Below are 17,271 nucleotides of genomic sequence, written 5' to 3' on the forward strand. Positions count from 1 at the left end.
TGATTAGCCGTTTAAGGAATGGTTGGGATTCTATTGAGAAACGCTCTCATTATCAACCAAGTTCAACCATTGTTTTCCATTCATACCGTTTTAATTCGCGCTTCGTAACCGTCTTAAGTCTATTCTGGCGGCCAAATCGCGCACGCCATCGTCTTATTCGCGGTGAAATGCCCCCGTGTATCTGTCATACCTTTTCCATAAATCTTTCATATTTTTGCCATTTTTCAGCCACGGCGCTGTAACTTTTGCTCGCCACTATACCTTCTAACGAAACACAAATAGTCTCGTTCGAAACTTACAAGGAATGAATCAATGAATAAGGTATGGTTAACCGGTTTGCTGACAGCAACCGCTTCTGGCGTTTTTTCAGCCTCAACATTAGCGGCAACCGAAATTACTTGGTGGCATGCCATGGGTGGTCAACTGGGTGAAACGGTCAATCAGTTGGCAACTGACTTTAATGCCTCACAAAGCGACTATAAGCTCACTCCCGTTTATAAAGGTTCGTACACAGAAACACTGACCGCAGGTATTGCGGCGTTTCGTGCTGGCCAAGCACCCAATATTTTGCAAGTGTTTGATGCCGGTGCCGCCACCATTATGAGCAGCAAAGGCGTTGCCAAACCCGTGCAAGATCTGATGATCGAGTCAGGCTATCCGTTCACCGCGCAAGATTACATTGCTGGGGTACGTAACTTTTATGCCGATAACACGGGAAAAATGGTCGGCATGCCATTCAACAGCTCAACGCCTGTGCTGTACTACAACAAAGACATGTTGGCTTCCGTTAACGCGCAAGCGCCACAAACTTATGAGCAGCTAGAACAAGTTGCTGCTAAGTTAGCCGAAAAAGGTCAAGCGGGATTTGCCCAATCCTTAACACCGTGGATCATGTTTGAGAACTTCAAATCTCGCCACAACCTACCGCTTTCTGATAAGCAAAATGGCTATCAAGATCTCTCGACGAAAATCATGTTTAACTCTGACGATATGCTGATGCATGTGAAAAAACTCAAAGAGTGGTCAGATAAAGGTTATTACAAGTATTACGGCAGTGATTGGGATGCCAACCAAACTCCATTCGAGCGTGGTGAAGTGGCAATGTGGATGGGCTCATCTGGCTCATTCGGTGGCCTACGTAACCGCGTGAAATTCAATCTCGGTACGACCTACCTGCCTTACTGGGAATCAGTCACCAAAAACCCAACCCATACCTTTATTGGTGGTGCGGCGCTGTTTGCACTGCAGGGTCACACTCCAGCGCAGGATAAAGGTGTCGCGGCCTTCTTCGCTTACCTGACCAAGCCAGAAACGCAAATGAGCTGGCATAAAACCACAGGTTATGTGCCCGTCACTAATGCAGCCTACGACCTGACCAAGCAATCGGGCTACTACCAAGAAAACCCGGATGCAGAAGTAGGCGTAAAACAGCTTAGTTTACCTGAGGGTGAATGGACAAAAGGCTATCGCCTCGGTTACTACCCACAAGTGCGTGAGGTGATGCATCGCGAGTTCGATAACATTTTCTCTGGCCGCTCAACCGTCGAGAGCAGCTTGAACAAAGTGGAAGATGAAAGCGCTAGGTTACTGAATCGCTTTGCTCGTACCGTGCAATAACCCCAAACGCCGCCAGCATTATCCTGAGATCTTGCTGGCGGCTTGTTATTTTTACTGTCTAATTTGAGTTTTCCTGTGCAACGTCGACAACATTTCGCTCACACTCCGCTGCCCTATTTGCTGCTTGCGCCGCAAATCGTGATCATCGCAGTGTTCTTTATTTATCCTGCCGCACAAGCGATTTATCTCTCTTTTATGTTGGAAGATCCTTGGGGGCTCTCCTCGACTTTTGTTTGGTTTGAAAACTATCAGGTGCTGTTTAGCTCAGCCGACTATCTTGACTCACTGGGCTTTACTCTGCTGTTTTCGGTGATTGTCTCTTTTCTTTCGCTGGCGCTCGCGCTGTTACTCGCGGTAAAAGCCGACAACATCATTCATGGCCAAGGTTCGTATCGTGTCACGTTGACCTGGGTGTATGCCGTCGCGCCTGCCGTCGCAGGCATCATTGGCGGTTTTCTGTTTAATCCACACATTGGTGTCCTGACTGACTTTTTCCAATACATCGGCTGGCAATTTAGCTTTCAAACCAACCCTGTGGATGCCACGATTGCGCTGATTTTGGTCTCAGTCTGGAAACAGGTTTCGGTCAACTTCCTCTATTTTCTGGCCGGTTTGCAGTCGATTTCCTACGCGGTACGGGAGGCGGCGCTGCTCGATTGCCAAAGTGACAGCAAACGTTTTTGGAGCATCACCTTTCCACTACTCGCCCCGACGGGATTTTTCCTGCTGGTGATCAACCTCACTTACGCTTTTTTCGACACTTTCGGCGTGATTGACACCATGACCAATGGTGGCCCAGGAGGCAGTACAACCTCACTGGTGTACAAGGTGTATCGCGATGGTTTTGTTGGTGCAGATCTTGGCGGCAGCTCGGCGCAATCGGTGGTGTTACTCGTGTTGGTGCTGGCGCTGACTTGGTTGCAGTTCCGTTTTGTTGAAAAACGTGTTCATTACTAAGGAGTTACGATGAAAAGTAATCGACTCTCCGATCATTTGATCCTTATCGCTGGCGCACTGTTTATGCTAGTGCCGCTATGGCTAATTTTCGCAAGCTCAACCCATCAGCCAAACACCATTGTCTCGGAAGGTTTGCAATGGACTCTTGGTGATAACCTGAGCGCTGTTTATCGCGAAGCATGGAATAAAAGCCTCGGTTTCTCAGGTCATGTCACCGCGCAAACCATGATCGTTAACTCGATGATCATGGGCTTGGGTTTTGCGATTGGCAAAATCGTGATTTCGATGATCGCCGCTTACGCTTTGGTCTACTTTCGTTTGCCTTATGCCAGCGCTTGGTTTTGGCTGATTTTCATCACTCTACTGCTGCCACTGGAAGTGCGGATTATTCCCTCTTATGAAGTGGTGTCCAATTTAGGCATGCTCAATAGCTACACCGGCTTAGTGCTGCCACTGATCGCCTCCGCTACCGCGACGTTTTTCTTCCGTCAGTTTTTTAAAACCATACCGGATGAACTGTTGGAAGCGGCTCAGCTTGATAACGCAGGCCCTATACGTTTTTTTATCGATATTTTATTTCCCCTCTCGAAAACCATGATGGCCGCGATTTTCATCATCATGTTTGTGGTGGGTTGGAACCAATACCTGTGGCCGATCATGATGACCACGGATGAGCAGTACAACACCATAGTGATGGGCATAAAACAGATTCTCAATAACATCAATGAAACCAGCTTGCCGCGTTATGACTACGCGTTTGCCATGGTGATCCTCGCCATGCTGCCACCGGTTTTAGTAGTAGTGATTTTCCAACGTTGGTTTGTAAAAGGATTAGTCGAAAGTGAAAAATAACCAGAACTCCAATATTCATCTGCTACGCAGCGCCAAACACGCGGAGCCTGTTATGTTAGACATCAAACAGCTAGTCAAAACTTACGATAACGGCCATCAAGCGGTGAAAGGCGTGGATCTGTCGATTCATCAAGGGGAATTTATCGTTTTAGTCGGCCCATCGGGCTGCGGAAAATCCTCCATTCTGCGCTCCATCGCAGGCTTAGAGAGCATTACTTCCGGGGAAATTCATCTGGCGGGACGCCGCGTCGATAACGAAAAGCCGGCCAATCGCGACATCGCTATGGTGTTCCAAAACTATGCGCTCTATCCGCATATGAGTGTCTACGATAACCTCGCCTACGGCCTTAAAAATCGTGGTGTGGATAAACAAACCATCGCAGCAAAAATTGCTAAGGTCGCGAAAACCCTAAAAATTGAAGAGTACTTAGACCGAAAACCGGCCAAGCTTTCCGGCGGACAACGCCAGCGCGTGGCGATGGGACGAGCGATTGTGCGCGATCCGCAACTTTTTTTATTTGATGAGCCGCTCTCGAACTTGGATGCGGCACTGCGTGCGCACATGCGCTTAGAAATCAAAAAACTACAGCGTGAACTTGGCGTAACCAGTGTTTACGTAACCCATGATCAGGTGGAGGCGATGACGCTTGCGGACCGAATTGTCGTGGTTAAACAGGGCGAAATTGAGCAAGTCGGCACACCCGCCGAAGTTTACCATCAGCCAGCCAGTACCTTTGTCGCGAGCTTTATCGGTAGCCCTGCCATGAATTTCCTCCCAGCGTCCATCAAACAAGGACAACTGCAGATTGCAGGTAAATCCTGCTCGTTACCTCAGCTTGTATCGGAAGACCATCACACCATCACGTTAGGTATTCGCCCTGAACATGCCTCGCTGCAACCGCTAGCCAATGCCATTGAGTTAAAACTGGATATTCAAGTGGTAGAGCCGCTAGGCCCGAATCAGCTCGTGCATGGCAAGATTTTAGGCCTAGAGAGCGAGCAGGATTTCATCGCGGTGACCGCAGAAATTCCGCTCGATGTGCATCAAACATTGCCGATTTGGGTTGCCTTTGATCAGCTGCATCTTTTTGATCAACAAGGAAAAAGGCTTGCTACTCAGCCACACGCTTGTTCTTTAAACAGCAAAATCGCTACACGCTAATTGCGACAATAAGGAACCTTGTGAGCCTATTATCCTCTCGCCAAAAACAGATCTTGGAATATTTGCAACAGACCCACGGGGTGCTTTCGAGCGCCCTACTTTCGGAACGCTTTGAGGTGTCGGTACAAACCATTCGCAAAGACATGAACGATCTGAGCGACAAAGGTATGGTACGCCGCGTACATGGCGGCATTTCTCTGCCCAGTCCGAATGACAATTTATCGTTCAGTAATCGCGATCTGATCAATCTCTCCGCAAAACAGCGAATCGCGCAGAGGGTGGCGCAAGAATTACCGGAAGGATGCAGTATCTTTCTGGGTATCGGGACAACCCCAAAACAAGTGGCGCAAGCGCTGCTCGATCATCCCGGCTTGACTGTGGTGACCAACAACCTCAATGCCGCGCTGACCTTAAGCCGTAATCCCAACATCAATTTGCACCTCGCGGGCGGGCTGGTTCGCCATTCCGATGAAGATACCGTCGGCGAAGCGACAACCCGCTTTTATCGTAGCTTTAATATTAAGGTTGGAATTTTTGGTGTGGGCGGACTCAATTCACGTGGTCAATTGCTTGATTTTACGCCAGAAGAAGCCAATTTAACCCGCGCCATCATAGAACATAGCGAACAGTGTTGGTTAGTTGCAGACAAAAGCAAATTAGAGCGTTATGCTCCCGTGGTCAGTGGTGAACTGTCTGAAATGCATCGCCTCTTCGTCGATAAAAGTACGCCTGCTTTTCAACAGTTGTCCCTTTTGCACCACGTCGAACTTATTGAATCGTGATTTGAGTGTGATTCTCACTAAGGAAGCATGATGCCTTCAATCATCGTCGGCCACCGTGGGGTGGCTGGAACGTATCCAGAAAATACCCGTGTCAGTGTACAAGCCGCTATCAACCTTGGTTTATCTTGGGTGGAAGTGGATGTGCAGCCGACCAAAGACAATGTATTGGTTGTGTGTCACGACCATACGATTGACCGTTGCAGTAATGGCAAAGGTCGCATTGATGAGTACACACTCGCAGAACTCAAGCAACTTGATTTCGGTGCTTGGTTTGATCCTCGTTTTACGGGCGAATCCATCATGACGCTGGAAGAGCTGCTGGGGCTCGCCGCCGAGCATGATTTAGGACTCAATATTGAAGTCAAAGTCGATAAGCATGATGTGGCCAGTGTTGTACAACAGTTGAAAGCACAACTTGACCATAGCCCTCTGGTTGCCGACAAAATCTTACTGTCGAGCTTTAGCCACGACATTATTTTGCAACTGCACCAGCATTGCCCGGGTTATAAATTGGGGATTTTGAGTGAGCGTTTGACTCAACGGGATCGCCAAGTGCTTAAACAGGTGAATGCGTTTAGCTGTAACCTCAACTACCGCTGGATCACAGAAAAACACATCCGCGATTTGAAAAATGGTGGCTATCAGATTTGGTGTTACACCCTCAATCAAGTGGATAAATTCCGCTATTTAGACAAAGTCGATGCCATTTTCTCCGACTTCCCCGAGCGCTTTATCAACTAGTTTCTGCTTTCGGACTTCAGCAAAACGCCCATACAAATGGGCGTTTTTCATGGTTTCACTTCAGCGACTCAGTTTTTACTCAAAGAAAGCTTTATCAACCTTGATCACCACTTTACGTACAGGCTCACCCTCACCTTCTACCGCAATCAAAGGACGATGAGGTTGACCGGGATAGAACACAATGAAATCTCCCGCCGCCAAATCGACAAAACGCTCTTCGACCAGTTGTGCACTGAACGCCACATCACGTGTTGCCAGCAAATCTTCGTCCAAGCCATTGAACGGCGCGAGACTGTAACCAAAGCGCTCACGCCCTTGCAGTAAAATCTGCACATCCAAATAACGAGCATGGCACTCGCTACGACGCAGAGCGAGCGGTTGGGTATGATCTTCCATCACCAAAAAAAACGCCGAATCACCCTGCAACTCGTGTTTACCCGTCGGTAGCGGTGTCGCTATACGCTCTAATACTTCATCAATCAGCCGTTGCAACTGAGGTGACAATGCAGCGCAAAACTGGCGCTGCGTGATACGACCAATAAACATCGGTGTTTCCTTACTGATACTGCTCGCCCGCAGCCACTACAAAAGCCATTTCCACTTTATAATCTGGGTCAGCCAGCTCCGCTTTCACGCACGCTCGGCTTGGGGCGCAGCCTTCTGGGAACCAAGCATCCCAAATTTGGTTAAGCACTGGGAGGTCGGCAAAATCCGTCACATAAATCGTCACCGATAAAATACGTGAACGATCGCTGCCAATCTTCGCCAATTGGCGTTCTGCTTGCGCGAGAACCTGCTCAACTTGGCCTTGCATATCGGCCGACGTGTCGCTATCGGCGACTTCAACAAAATGGGCAATGCCATTAAACACGGTGATGTCAGACCAACGAGTGCCTGGATTAATACGATGTATTGTCATGGTGTTCTCTTTTTCTGTTATTCGCTAAGAAGCATGCCGCTTCTTCACTTATTAATATCGGGGAGCAGGATAGCCAAGATGAAGCGTAAAATCGCACTCTGTCCCCGCAATTTTACTGACACGTTGCTGTTTTACTCATAGTTTGAGCGCTATGGTGGATTCACGGGCGATCAAACTCCCTTGATAGAGCCTGTGCTGTGCATCTTGTGGTTTTTTATTAGCAATCTCGACAGCCAAACTCATTGCTTGCTGAGTTAACTCGCCGATCGGTAGACTCACGCTCGATAAACTCGGGATAGCAAAAGCCGCTGCGGGTTCATTATCAATCCCGATTAAGGAAACTTGCTTGGGAACATTAATGCCATGTTCATGCATGGCACGCATCGCACCGAGCGCCATATCATCGTTACAGGCAAAAACCGCCGACATAGAAATGCCTTGTTGCAGCAGTTGTTGCATTGCCTGATAACCACCAAGCAGCGTGTTATCCCCTTCGATGACCAAGGACGAGTTCAACTCAACCCCTTGCTCATGTAACGCTTGTTGATACACCTGATAGCGAATTTTTCCCGTCTCGCTCACCAACGGCGATGTAATGCAGGCAATTTGACGATGCCCTAAATTCAACAAATGCTGCATCGCTAACTGAGAAATTTGCGTTTGATCGAGACCAAAGCTGTGCAATTGCGGATGATGTAAACGGCGATTGAGGATCACTAAGGGCGACGGATATTGCTGCTGTAATTCAAGTAATTGCACTTCACTCAAATGACGACTGTACAGCAAGATCGCATCACAACGCTGCGCCGCTAATGTGGCGACCGCTTCTTTTTCGCCTTGCTCACTGTTTTTGCTGTTCACGACCAGCAGTTTTTTTCCAGCTTTCTGCGCGCCTTGTTCCGCTTCAAACAAAATCGAACCAAAATAGCTGCTCTCAAAATGCGGCAACACCAAACCAATCGAGTTTGTGGTATTGGTGGCGAGCGCCTGCGCCAAACTGTTGGGCTGATAACCGAGCTGCTGCATAGCGGCAAGTACCGCTTCACGCGTTTGTGCTTTGACTTGGCCTGTCTCATTCAGCACTCGTGATACCGTGGCTTTGGAGACACCCGCCAATTTACACACATCGTTTATGGTTGCCATCAACAATCCTTCAAACTGAATCCGCAAAAATTAAGCGGCGACCCAAAGGCCGCCGACACGATTTAAAGCTTTTCACCGTTACTGGCGATCACTTGTTGATACCAGTAGAAGCTCTTTTTCTTAGCGCGCGCCATGGTGCCACTGCCATCATCGTGCTTATCCACATAGATAAAGCCGTAGCGTTTTTTATACTCACCAGTGGTGAACGATACACAATCGATACAGCCCCAAGGGGTGTAACCCATCACGTCAACACCGTCATAGTCGATCGCTTGCTTGACTGCCGCGATATGCTCAGAGAGGTAGCGAATTCGGTAATCATCGTTGATTGAACCATCCGCTTCGACGGTGTCCAGCGCGCCGAGGCCATTTTCTACCACAAAAATCGGTTTTTGGTAACGCTCATACAGCTCAGAAAGCGCATAACGCAGACCTTGTGGATCAATCTGCCATCCCCAATCGGACGCAGGAAGATACGGGTTTAAGCGGCTGGTTTCGAATAAAGAGGTGGTTTCGCCCTCTTGCTCTGGCGCGGCAGAGACAATGTTGGTCATGTAGTAACTGATGGCGAGATAATCGGCGCAGCCTTGACGCAGGATCTGCTCATCCCCGGCTTGCATCTCAATCTCGATGCCTTTACGTTGCCACTCTTTGCACAGATAACTGGGGTAATAGCCACGAACCTGTACATCACTGAACAGATATTTCTCACGCATCAACTCTTGTGCCAACAATACATCTTCCGGACGTGAGGTGGCAGGATACAGCGGCATCATGTGGATCATGCTGCCAATTTTAAAATCCGGATTGATCTCGTGCCCCAGTTTCACCACTAATGCGCTGGCAATAAATTGGTGATGGAGCACTTGGTACATGGCTTGTTCTGGGTGGGATTGCTCAGCGTAAAGCATGCCTGAGTTGCAATAACCAAAGATCGGCAGCTTCCAGTTGCGTTGGTTATTGATTTCATTAAAGGTGATCCAGTATTTCACCTTATGCTGGTAACGGGTCATCACCACTTGCGCAAATTTGGTGAAGTGATCAATCAAGTCGCGGTTGAGCCAACTGCCATACTGCTTCACCAAATGCAGTGGCATTTCAAAGTGTGACAACGTAATGACAGGTTCAATCTTATGCTTTAACAGCTCATCAAACAGATCATCATAAAACTGCAGACCTGCTTCATTAGGCAGTGCTTCATCGCCATTCGGGAAAATCCGTGTCCAAGCAATAGACGTGCGGAAACACTTAAAACCCATTTCAGCAAATAGCGCGATATCTTCTTTATAGTGATGATAAAAATCGACCGCTTGATGGTTTGGGTAAAATTCGCCTTCCATAACCCCATCGGTAATACGGCGTGGTACTTCATGCGCACCGCGAGTCAGCACATCAACAATGCTCACACCTTTACCACCTTGATCCCAACCGCCTTCCACTTGATGCGCCGCTACCGCACCACCCCACAAAAAATCGTTAGGAAAAATAGACTTAGCCATAGATGACCTCTCTCACAAAATTGGCAATTCATTATTAGCCAGTTCAAACTGCTGACACTATAACTTAAACTTTTTTACAATGTAACCGGTTTCCGAAACCGGTTACAGCAAGAAATATCCATAATATGACAATGGTCAATGTTACCTATCACAAGTATCGGCAATTCTAATTGGTCTTAGTGGGGATCCGTGTCTAGACTCTAAACGTCAACACAGTATCTTAACTCATTCGAATACAAGCTGATTTTCTGCTTTCGAATGATGAAATTCATCAAAGAATCCCCAGATACTTGGGGTTGCCGCAAAATGGTAAACGGTGTGCCTACATCAATATGAATGCGGGTCTCGTGAAAATGGCCAATACGCAGCAACTTTCAACGGAAAGGGAATAATGCGAAGCAAGGAGTAATCAATGGAGCACAATAAAGCGGGTTCAAGCGGTCAATGCCCTGTCATGCACGGTGGCTTGACTTCGGCGAGCATGTCCAACATGGACTGGTGGCCGAAAGCGCTAAACTTAGACATCCTTCATCAGCATGACAGCAAAACCAATCCACTTGGTGCTGATTTTAATTATCGCGAAGAGCTGAAAAAGCTTGATGTAGAAGCGCTAAAGCGCGATCTGAAAGCGTTAATGACCAATAGCCAAGAGTGGTGGCCAGCCGACTGGGGACACTACGGCGGTTTGATGATTCGTATGGCATGGCACTCTGCGGGTACTTACCGTATTGCCGATGGTCGCGGCGGCGGCGGTACCGGCAACCAACGTTTTGCTCCACTGAACTCATGGCCCGATAACGCCAACTTAGATAAAGCCCGCCGTTTGCTGTGGCCTATCAAACAAAAGTACGGTAACAAAATCAGCTGGGCGGATTTAATGATCCTCGCGGGGAACATGGCTTATGAATCGATGGGCCTCAAAACCTTTGGTTTTGCTTTTGGCCGCGAAGACATCTGGCATCCAGAAAAAGATATTTACTGGGGCTCGGAAAAAGAGTGGCTTGCCAAATCTGGCGGTGAAAATAGCCGTTATTCCGGCCAGCGCGATCTCGAAAACCCACTCGCGGCCGTCATGATGGGGCTTATCTACGTCAACCCTGAAGGTGTTGATGGTAATCCAGATCCACTCAAAACGGCGCACGACATGCGTGTCACTTTTGCTCGTATGGCAATGAATGACGAAGAGACCGTTGCTCTGACGGCTGGTGGTCATACCGTCGGTAAAGCGCACGGTAATGGCAAAGCCTCTAACCTTGGCCCAGATCCAGAAGCTGCTGATCTGCATGAGCAAGGCTTAGGTTGGAATAACCACACCAGCCGTGGCGTTGGCCGTAATACCGTCACCAGTGGTATTGAAGGTGCGTGGACCACTCACCCAACCCGTTGGGATAACGAATATTTTTACTTGCTGCTCAGCTATGAATGGCAGCTCACTAAGAGCCCAGCCGGCGCATGGCAATGGGAACCTGTCAACATCAAAGAGGAAGACAAGCCGGTTGATGTGGAAGACCCAAGTATTCGCTACAACCCAATGATGACCGATGCCGATATGGCCCTGAAAATCGATCCTGAATATCGCAAGATTTCAGAGCGCTTCTACCAAGATCCCGCTTACTTCTCAGAAGTATTTGCGCGAGCTTGGTTTAAGCTGACTCACCGCGATATGGGACCGAAAGCGCGCTACTTTGGCCCAGATGTTCCAACAGAAGAGTTGATCTGGCAAGACCCTGTTCCAGCAGGTCGTAAAGACTATGATGTCAATGCGGTGAAAGCAAAAATCGCGGCAAGCGGTCTAAGCATCAGTGAAATGGTCAGCACCGCTTGGGATAGCGCTCGTACTTTCCGTGGTTCTGATAAACGTGGTGGTGCCAACGGGGCGCGTATTCGCCTCGCTCCACAAAAAGATTGGGAAGGCAACGAACCTGCGCGTCTTGGTAAAGTGCTGGCGGTATTAGAGAAAATTGCCGCTGAATCTGGCATCAGTATCGCAGATACGATTGTTCTAGCCGGTAACCTAGGTATCGAACAAGCGGCTAAAGCCGCGGGCGTAAATGTGACCGTACCGTTCGCACCGGGACGCGGCGATGCGACAATCGAACAAACCGATGTTGAGTCCTTTGAAGTGCTTGAGCCTCTCGCGGATGGTTTCCGTAACTGGCAGAAAAAGCATTATGTGGTCACACCGGAAGAAATGTTGCTCGACAAAGCGCAACTGCTGCGCCTCACCGCTCCAGAAATGACGGTGTTAATTGGTGGCATGCGTGTGCTTGGCACTAATTACGGTGGCAGCCAACACGGCGTGTTTACCGACCGCGTGGGTGCGTTGACCAACGATTTCTTCGTTAACCTCACCGACATGAGTTACACCTGGAAACCAACTGGTCGCAACTCTTACGAGATTGTTGAACGTAAGAGCGGCAAAGTGAAGTGGACAGCCACTCGAGTGGATCTGGTGTTTGGTTCTAACTCCATCCTACGTGCTTATGCGGAAGTGTACGCACAGGACGACAACAAAGAAAAATTCGTCAAAGACTTTGTTGCCGCATGGACCAAAGTGATGAACGCCGATAGATTTGATCTGGCTTAATCAACCTTATCCCCTTTCAAGGCTGCCATTTGGCAGCCTTTTTAATACAAAAAAAGCCCGCAAAAACTGCGGGCTAAATAAAAGGCATGGGTAAAGCTAATTAAAAGAAGTATTTAATACGTAAACGAGCACCAAGATCTTTGTCTTCTGTATCACTTACTTTTGAGTAGTAAGTACCCAAGTAAAGATTAAGCGCATCCACATCCCATACGTTCGCAATCTCATAAGAGGCATAGGTTGTATTTTGTTTTGTTTTGTCATTCATCAGTTCATGCTGAGAATAAATATGACCTAAGCCAAAACCGTTGAACAGCAAGTTAGCGCCAACCGTGCTGTCTTCCTTTGTCTCAGTCGTATCAAAATCACGGAAAGCGTAATTCAGATTGAGGCTCAACGCATCCGCCGAGTAGTTTGCAGTCACGCCATAACCGATAAAGTCGTTAGCTGCATCTTTCTTGTCAGCAGTGACATTCGCTTCTACACCACCTGCGATACGGAAAGATTCCGTCGCTTGGAAAGCAATCACTGGACGCAAGAATACCGCGTTTTGATCTGCCGCTGACTCATTTTTAAATAGAGAAGAGGCTTCAAGGTACACATTACCGAGCTGCTTAGAGAAAGCTAGCTGACCATTATCACCACGGCCACGCGCTGCATTAGCACGGTATGGTTCAGCACCCGCATAAGCTAACATGGTATCTTGGCCAACTGGGAACAGGTCAAAAGCTTCAAAGCGTCCAACTTTAAGTTGCCAATCCGCTTTTTTACCCATAGCAAACCAAGCATCATCAAGATCAACATCGCCATTGGTTTTCAGCAGAGGTTGGGCTTGCATACCAATATAACGATCCCCCGATACGTTATGTTCAGCTGCAAACTGTACTAAGACGCGTCCACCTTGTTTGAACTCTTGCTTATCTGTCTTGTTTTTGTCTGTGAAGTCGATGTCAAACTCCACATCACCACTCACACTAAACTTACCCAGTTCATTCTCTGTCGTGATGCCAGCTTGTGCACTGAGTGCCGCAGAAACCAAAAGAGAAGCAAGCGCTAATTTGTAGGTATTTTTCATTATTGTCTCCGTTGACATTTTGTCATTGATTTTTATAAGTTTTCCATTTTTAAGCTTGATGCTTAATCCCTCCGTTTGTTCGAAAACAAAAAGGATACTTAATGGTGACCACTGCACTCGTCCATAAGCCGCACCCCAAGTGAAGCGCATAATACATTCACTTTTTTTATGTTTTAAGTGATGAAGATCTCAGGTGGGAACGTTCCATAGCGATAACATTCATAGATAATGAAGAAAATCACGATTATGAAAATATTTTGAAAGGTAAAATAAATATTGGCATGAATATTGAGTTAATTTTTATAGAAAATTACTCATAAATTAAACATACCGCTAACATCCATAGCTGGGTTCCAGTTCAAAAATAAGCGCTTCACATCTATTCCCTTCCTACTCATACAATGTCACGTTGCAGCGTATCCGTCCCATGATCCCACGGGGCGATATTGTTAGTGTTTGAAGTTCCAAGGCAGGAGTGCATCGATATCAGGTTCAGCTTTCGCTAACTCCTGCATGCACTTGACCATGTAGTTGTAAAGGATAAGGCCGTTGGCTTTCGCGGTCTCGACGATACTGTAAAGCATCGCACTCGCTTCAGCTCCATTGGGATTGGTCGAGAAGAGCCAGTTTTTTCTCCCAATAACCAGCGGTTTTATTGCGCGTTCAGCACGGTTATTGTCTATCGATAAGTGACCGTCATCGATATAACGAATGAGCTTTGACCATTGGCCGAGCGTGTATTTTATCGCCTTACCCAGCGGGCTAGACTCAAGCATCTGTTGAGTCGTCATCCATTCGTATAACTCATCCAGTATCGGTTTGGCATGCTGCTGGCGTTCTGCTTTTCGTTTTTCCGCAGACTCACATTTTAAGCGTGATTCTATCCCATAAAGCTTTTGGATTTTGGCAAGCGCTTTATCCGCTTTACCTGACTTACCTTTGCCTTGAAGCTTTTTCGCGTCCATGAACTTGCGCCGAGCATGCGCGAAGCAACCGACATTGGTGACTCGATGAAGCCCATCATAAGCACCATAGCCATCGGTTTGCAGATAACCATCATAGTTGCCCAAGAAGGCAACAGGACACGACCTCGCGCGACTGTTTTGGTAGTCATACAAGACGATGTGTTTCACATTAGGGAGTGCGGCATCTGGCGAGTCCGCGCCAGAGCAGTAGAGCCACATGTAGCATTGCTTGTCTTCCTTGAGCACATTGAGCGGCGTTTCATCCGCCTGAACCACCACTTGTTCAAGTAGGTGTTCTTTCAGCGCGCCGTAGAGTGGTGCGCACTGCTCACTGACTTGGATAATCCACCTTGCCATGGTGGTGCGTATAACTCAATACCCGACTGGGTAAACAGCGATTCTTGGCGATACAGTGGCATCGCGTATCGGTATTTGCCGAGGATGATATTGGCCAGTAAGCTTTCTGTGGCGAAGCTTTTAGGGATAATGCCGTTGTTGAGCGATTCTTTGGCAGCTTAAAACACGATTGGATTTTTAAAGTTAATCAACCAACAAGGGAGTTTATGAAGCAAGATGTGACTGCTTACATGAAATATTACAACTTGGAGCGGCTGCATTCTGCTAATGACGATCTGTCACCGGTAGAGTTTGAAAATTCTCAAGTAAAAGTGTCCAGTTTGGGTTGACCAGTACAGACCAGTACATTCATACCACTTAAATGTTCTAGAAACTTACTTTAAATCTTTCGCATACCAATAAAATTCTTTACAAAACCAATTAATAATTTAGCTCAATCTTATTTATCTCATTCTAAAGCATTGTGACTCTCTTCCATAAATAGAGACAATATTATCAGCGAGAATTAGTGGAAGTTTAATAGCGATCAAATTACATCTCATATACTTATTTTTCTAATTAACTTTAAATATTCACAAAAGTAATTTGAAAGACAAGAAAGTTAACAAAACAAATGAATCAGCATTGTAAGAATAACAAAAAGCTCATTAACAATAGAGCTTGAACTCTAAATTAAATTTATAGCAATCACATTAACACTAAATAAAAAACACAAAAACACATAGCCTCAGTTTTAATTTAAATAATTATTGAGTTTTATTTATTAAAGGCCCACATAATGGAAGAGTTTAAACTATATCCATCCATCGATATTGTTGGTGGAAAAGCTTTAACATCACGATCAGCTATAGATATAACTTTAGGAATAACTGAAGAAAAAACATATCTTGGTGAAGTATTCGAGGTGGCTGAACTGCACTTCCAATCTGGAGCTAAGTGGATACATATTGTCGATCTTGATGCAGCATCCGGCGTCGGGAGCAATCAAAGATTAATAATGGATTTAGTTAAGCACTTTAGTGAAAAAGTACAGACTCAGGTCTGTGGTGGAATACGAAGTAATGAAATTTTAGAACAATACATCCTTGCTGGATGCTCTCGCGTCAACATCAGCTCTATGGTATTCGACAAGCCCAAACTTTGTGAAAAATTATTAAAAAAGTATGGTGAAAAAATTGCTATTGCTCTCGATGTCAAATTGGTAAACCAAGAATACAAGTTAGCCACTCGGGGTTGGAATACTCTTCAAGGCAATTTATGGACAACTCTAGACTGGTTAGATAATTCTGGATGCCAACGCTACGTTTTGACAGACGTAGACCGTGGAGGCTCACTAAATCACCCAAATTTTTCTCTGTTAGAGCAAGTCCTAACAAAAACATCAACTCCTATCATCTCTGGTGGTGGCCTTTGCTCTCTAGATGATATTGATCGTTTATATCAGATTGGCATTGAGGGAGCAGTCTTAGGACAGCTTATTCATACTCAACAACATCAACTCAAGAGGTTTCTTCAGTATGTACAACAAAACTATAAAGATGAGCCAACTTCGAATGAAGTTATCTGATGTTGGGTTATTGGGTGAAGTTTATATCCCCCCCCATCACTTACCACCTTGTGATTTAGCTTGCATTGAAGATCTTCATTTACCCACTCAAAATAAGAATTACCTCTCAAGAGGAAAAAAATACTATGAAGAATCAACATGCTTTCAATTGATTCTTGATATTTTTGATTATCATAACCGATTAAGAATCACCACCAATCCTTATGTCAGTTACATTCTGATGGATCATATATTGAACGGATTACTTCGTCTTTTAGATAGCTTAATTGCACATGATCAGCCAGAGTTTGTTAATTACTATATCCAAAAATCTAAAGAGATGGCGCAAGGTATTATCGATTTCTTTATGGGAAAAACTCACTTTACTGTGAGCAGTTATATAATCAGTTTTCCCCATCATATAGCAAAGTTAAAACCACGAGTTTATCTTGAAGGTGATAATCATCTATTAACTCTCATCTCTGTCATGCAGATGCCCCGTTCTGATGTATGTGTGGGAATATTACTTGGTGGTGCAGCCAGTGCTGCTATTTATTCCGCCTATCATGAGTCACAACTCAATTATCTAAAAATTTCTCGTTATGATGACACAAAAAAATGTAATGAATTTCTTTGGGGAAATCCAATAGATCTGCGTCCATCCGTATTGATTCTGGATGATAATTGTGGCACGGGGAAAACCCTACATTTAGCCAAATCTATCCTAAAAAATCACTATCAAATTGATGCAAAAATTGCCGCCATTGAACTTCATTGGGAAAAATTATTGCGCGTCAAAGGTTATTACCACCAAGACTCTGTATTTGATCTCTCATCTTTAGATTATTTAACACCATGGAATGTTCGTCATCATCATTTACTCAAGCAATTAGTACAGCAACCATCAACTACTCAAAACCATACCACCAATATTATGGAATGGTTAGTGTACTCAAAAAGTGTACTTAACCTTTTATCTAACTTGGGAACCCAGACTCAAGCATTTGATTCTTTAAGAAATTATTGTTTAAAACTTGAATGTTATAGCGCTTAAATACGATCATTTTTCGCC

The 17,271-nt window shown here is 46.0% G+C and carries 14 protein-coding genes and 2 pseudogenes; 10 read left to right on the forward strand and 6 right to left on the reverse strand.

Translation table 11 applies throughout. The annotated features are described in order from the left end of the window. The first annotated feature begins 312 nt into the window (after window positions 1–312). The 6 genes from R4537_RS12140 to R4537_RS12165 all read left to right on the forward strand — a co-directional run bounded on the left by R4537_RS12140 (window position 313) and on the right by R4537_RS12165 (window position 6,111). Window positions 313–1,617: an extracellular solute-binding protein gene (locus R4537_RS12140; RefSeq protein WP_001045559.1), complete on the forward strand. Its 1,305-nt coding sequence runs from the start codon at window positions 313–315 to the stop codon at window positions 1,615–1,617. Between the two features lie 75 nt (window positions 1,618–1,692). Beyond that, window positions 1,693–2,574: an ABC transporter permease subunit gene (locus R4537_RS12145; RefSeq protein WP_071177968.1), complete on the forward strand. Its 882-nt coding sequence runs from the start codon at window positions 1,693–1,695 to the stop codon at window positions 2,572–2,574. Window positions 2,575–2,583: 9 nt separating this feature from the next. After that, window positions 2,584–3,426: a sn-glycerol-3-phosphate ABC transporter permease UgpE gene (gene ugpE, locus R4537_RS12150; RefSeq protein WP_029627533.1), complete on the forward strand. Its 843-nt coding sequence runs from the start codon at window positions 2,584–2,586 to the stop codon at window positions 3,424–3,426. Next, the gene (locus tag R4537_RS12155; RefSeq protein WP_071177969.1) at window positions 3,416–4,588 is read left to right on the forward strand and encodes a sn-glycerol-3-phosphate import ATP-binding protein UgpC; all 1,173 of its coding nucleotides are present in this window, start codon (window positions 3,416–3,418) and stop codon (window positions 4,586–4,588) included. Before ugpE ends, R4537_RS12155 begins: the two co-directional genes overlap by 11 nt. A gap of 20 nt (window positions 4,589–4,608) precedes the next feature. Further along, a complete protein-coding gene (locus tag R4537_RS12160) occupies window positions 4,609–5,370 on the forward strand; it encodes a DeoR/GlpR family DNA-binding transcription regulator (RefSeq protein ID WP_000055357.1) in 762 nt (253 codons plus the stop codon). 30 nt (window positions 5,371–5,400) lie between these two features. Continuing rightward, window positions 5,401–6,111: a glycerophosphoryl diester phosphodiesterase gene (locus tag R4537_RS12165; RefSeq protein ID WP_071177970.1), complete on the forward strand. Its 711-nt coding sequence runs from the start codon at window positions 5,401–5,403 to the stop codon at window positions 6,109–6,111. Window positions 6,112–6,186: 75 nt separating this feature from the next. On the opposite strand, the gene R4537_RS12170 is transcribed toward R4537_RS12165, so the two are convergent. The 4 genes from R4537_RS12170 to R4537_RS12185 all read right to left on the reverse strand — a co-directional run bounded on the left by R4537_RS12170 (window position 6,187) and on the right by R4537_RS12185 (window position 9,672). Further along, window positions 6,187–6,657, reverse strand: a complete 471-nt coding sequence (locus R4537_RS12170; RefSeq protein WP_071177971.1) for a NanQ anomerase/TabA/YiaL family protein — start codon at window positions 6,655–6,657, stop codon at window positions 6,187–6,189. A 10-nt stretch (window positions 6,658–6,667) separates the two neighbouring features. After that, entirely contained in the window at window positions 6,668–7,030 is a 363-nt protein-coding gene (locus R4537_RS12175; protein ID WP_000152369.1) for a RidA family protein, read from the reverse strand. A 135-nt stretch (window positions 7,031–7,165) separates the two neighbouring features. Next, window positions 7,166–8,173 (reverse strand): LacI family DNA-binding transcriptional regulator, encoded by a 1,008-nt coding sequence (locus R4537_RS12180; protein WP_000201207.1) that lies wholly within the window; start codon window positions 8,171–8,173, stop codon window positions 7,166–7,168. 62 nt (window positions 8,174–8,235) lie between these two features. Continuing rightward, on the reverse strand, window positions 8,236–9,672 hold the full coding sequence (locus tag R4537_RS12185; protein WP_001129894.1) for a 6-phospho-beta-glucosidase: 1,437 nt from the start codon (window positions 9,670–9,672) through the stop codon (window positions 8,236–8,238). 412 nt (window positions 9,673–10,084) lie between these two features. On the opposite strand from R4537_RS12185, the gene katG reads away from it, so the two are divergent. Then, window positions 10,085–12,259, forward strand: coding sequence for a catalase/peroxidase HPI (gene katG, locus R4537_RS12190; RefSeq protein ID WP_071177972.1), 2,175 nt, complete (start codon window positions 10,085–10,087; stop codon window positions 12,257–12,259). 100 nt (window positions 12,260–12,359) lie between these two features. Here katG and R4537_RS12195 read toward each other — a convergent pair whose 3' ends face one another. Next, window positions 12,360–13,331: a carbohydrate porin gene (locus R4537_RS12195; protein WP_057644045.1), complete on the reverse strand. Its 972-nt coding sequence runs from the start codon at window positions 13,329–13,331 to the stop codon at window positions 12,360–12,362. A gap of 449 nt (window positions 13,332–13,780) precedes the next feature. Further along, a pseudogene (tnpC, locus tag R4537_RS12200) lies at window positions 13,781–14,784 on the reverse strand (IS66 family transposase); the annotation flags it as partial. Between tnpC and R4537_RS12205 the strand changes: the two are divergent. The 3 genes and pseudogenes from R4537_RS12205 to R4537_RS12215 all read left to right on the forward strand — a co-directional run. Further along, a pseudogene (locus tag R4537_RS12205) lies at window positions 14,779–14,982 on the forward strand (IS3 family transposase); the annotation flags it as partial. The pseudogenes tnpC and R4537_RS12205 overlap by 6 nt on opposite strands. Window positions 14,983–15,431: 449 nt before the next feature. After that, window positions 15,432–16,220 (forward strand): 1-(5-phosphoribosyl)-5-[(5-phosphoribosylamino)methylideneamino] imidazole-4-carboxamide isomerase, encoded by a 789-nt coding sequence (locus R4537_RS12210; RefSeq protein WP_071178226.1) that lies wholly within the window; start codon window positions 15,432–15,434, stop codon window positions 16,218–16,220. Then, entirely contained in the window at window positions 16,207–17,253 is a 1,047-nt protein-coding gene (locus tag R4537_RS12215) for a phosphoribosyltransferase domain-containing protein (RefSeq protein ID WP_230374485.1), read from the forward strand. The genes R4537_RS12210 and R4537_RS12215 overlap by 14 nt, the downstream gene beginning before the upstream one ends. Window positions 17,254–17,271 lie beyond the last annotated feature (18 nt).

The sequence above is a fragment of the Vibrio paracholerae genome (genome assembly GCF_037672085.1).
Lineage (GTDB): Bacteria > Pseudomonadota > Gammaproteobacteria > Enterobacterales > Vibrionaceae > Vibrio > Vibrio cholerae.

What these genes read in the sequence shown, in the direction of transcription:
- R4537_RS12140 (WP_001045559.1), top strand. Translation starts at nt 313, where the DNA reads ATGAATAAGGTATGGTTAACCGGTTTGCTGACAGCAACCGCTTCTGGC.
- ugpE (WP_029627533.1), top strand. Translation starts at nt 2,584, where the DNA reads ATGAAAAGTAATCGACTCTCCGATCATTTGATCCTTATCGCTGGCGCA.
- R4537_RS12165 (WP_071177970.1), top strand. Translation starts at nt 5,401, where the DNA reads ATGCCTTCAATCATCGTCGGCCACCGTGGGGTGGCTGGAACGTATCCA.
- R4537_RS12170 (WP_071177971.1), bottom strand. Translation starts at nt 6,657, where the DNA reads ATGTTTATTGGTCGTATCACGCAGCGCCAGTTTTGCGCTGCATTGTCA.
- R4537_RS12175 (WP_000152369.1), bottom strand. Translation starts at nt 7,030, where the DNA reads ATGACAATACATCGTATTAATCCAGGCACTCGTTGGTCTGACATCACC.
- R4537_RS12180 (WP_000201207.1), bottom strand. Translation starts at nt 8,173, where the DNA reads ATGGCAACCATAAACGATGTGTGTAAATTGGCGGGTGTCTCCAAAGCC.
- R4537_RS12185 (WP_001129894.1), bottom strand. Translation starts at nt 9,672, where the DNA reads ATGGCTAAGTCTATTTTTCCTAACGATTTTTTGTGGGGTGGTGCGGTA.
- katG (WP_071177972.1), top strand. Translation starts at nt 10,085, where the DNA reads ATGGAGCACAATAAAGCGGGTTCAAGCGGTCAATGCCCTGTCATGCAC.
- R4537_RS12195 (WP_057644045.1), bottom strand. Translation starts at nt 13,331, where the DNA reads ATGAAAAATACCTACAAATTAGCGCTTGCTTCTCTTTTGGTTTCTGCG.
- R4537_RS12210 (WP_071178226.1), top strand. Translation starts at nt 15,432, where the DNA reads ATGGAAGAGTTTAAACTATATCCATCCATCGATATTGTTGGTGGAAAA.
- R4537_RS12215 (WP_230374485.1), top strand. Translation starts at nt 16,207, where the DNA reads ATGAAGTTATCTGATGTTGGGTTATTGGGTGAAGTTTATATCCCCCCC.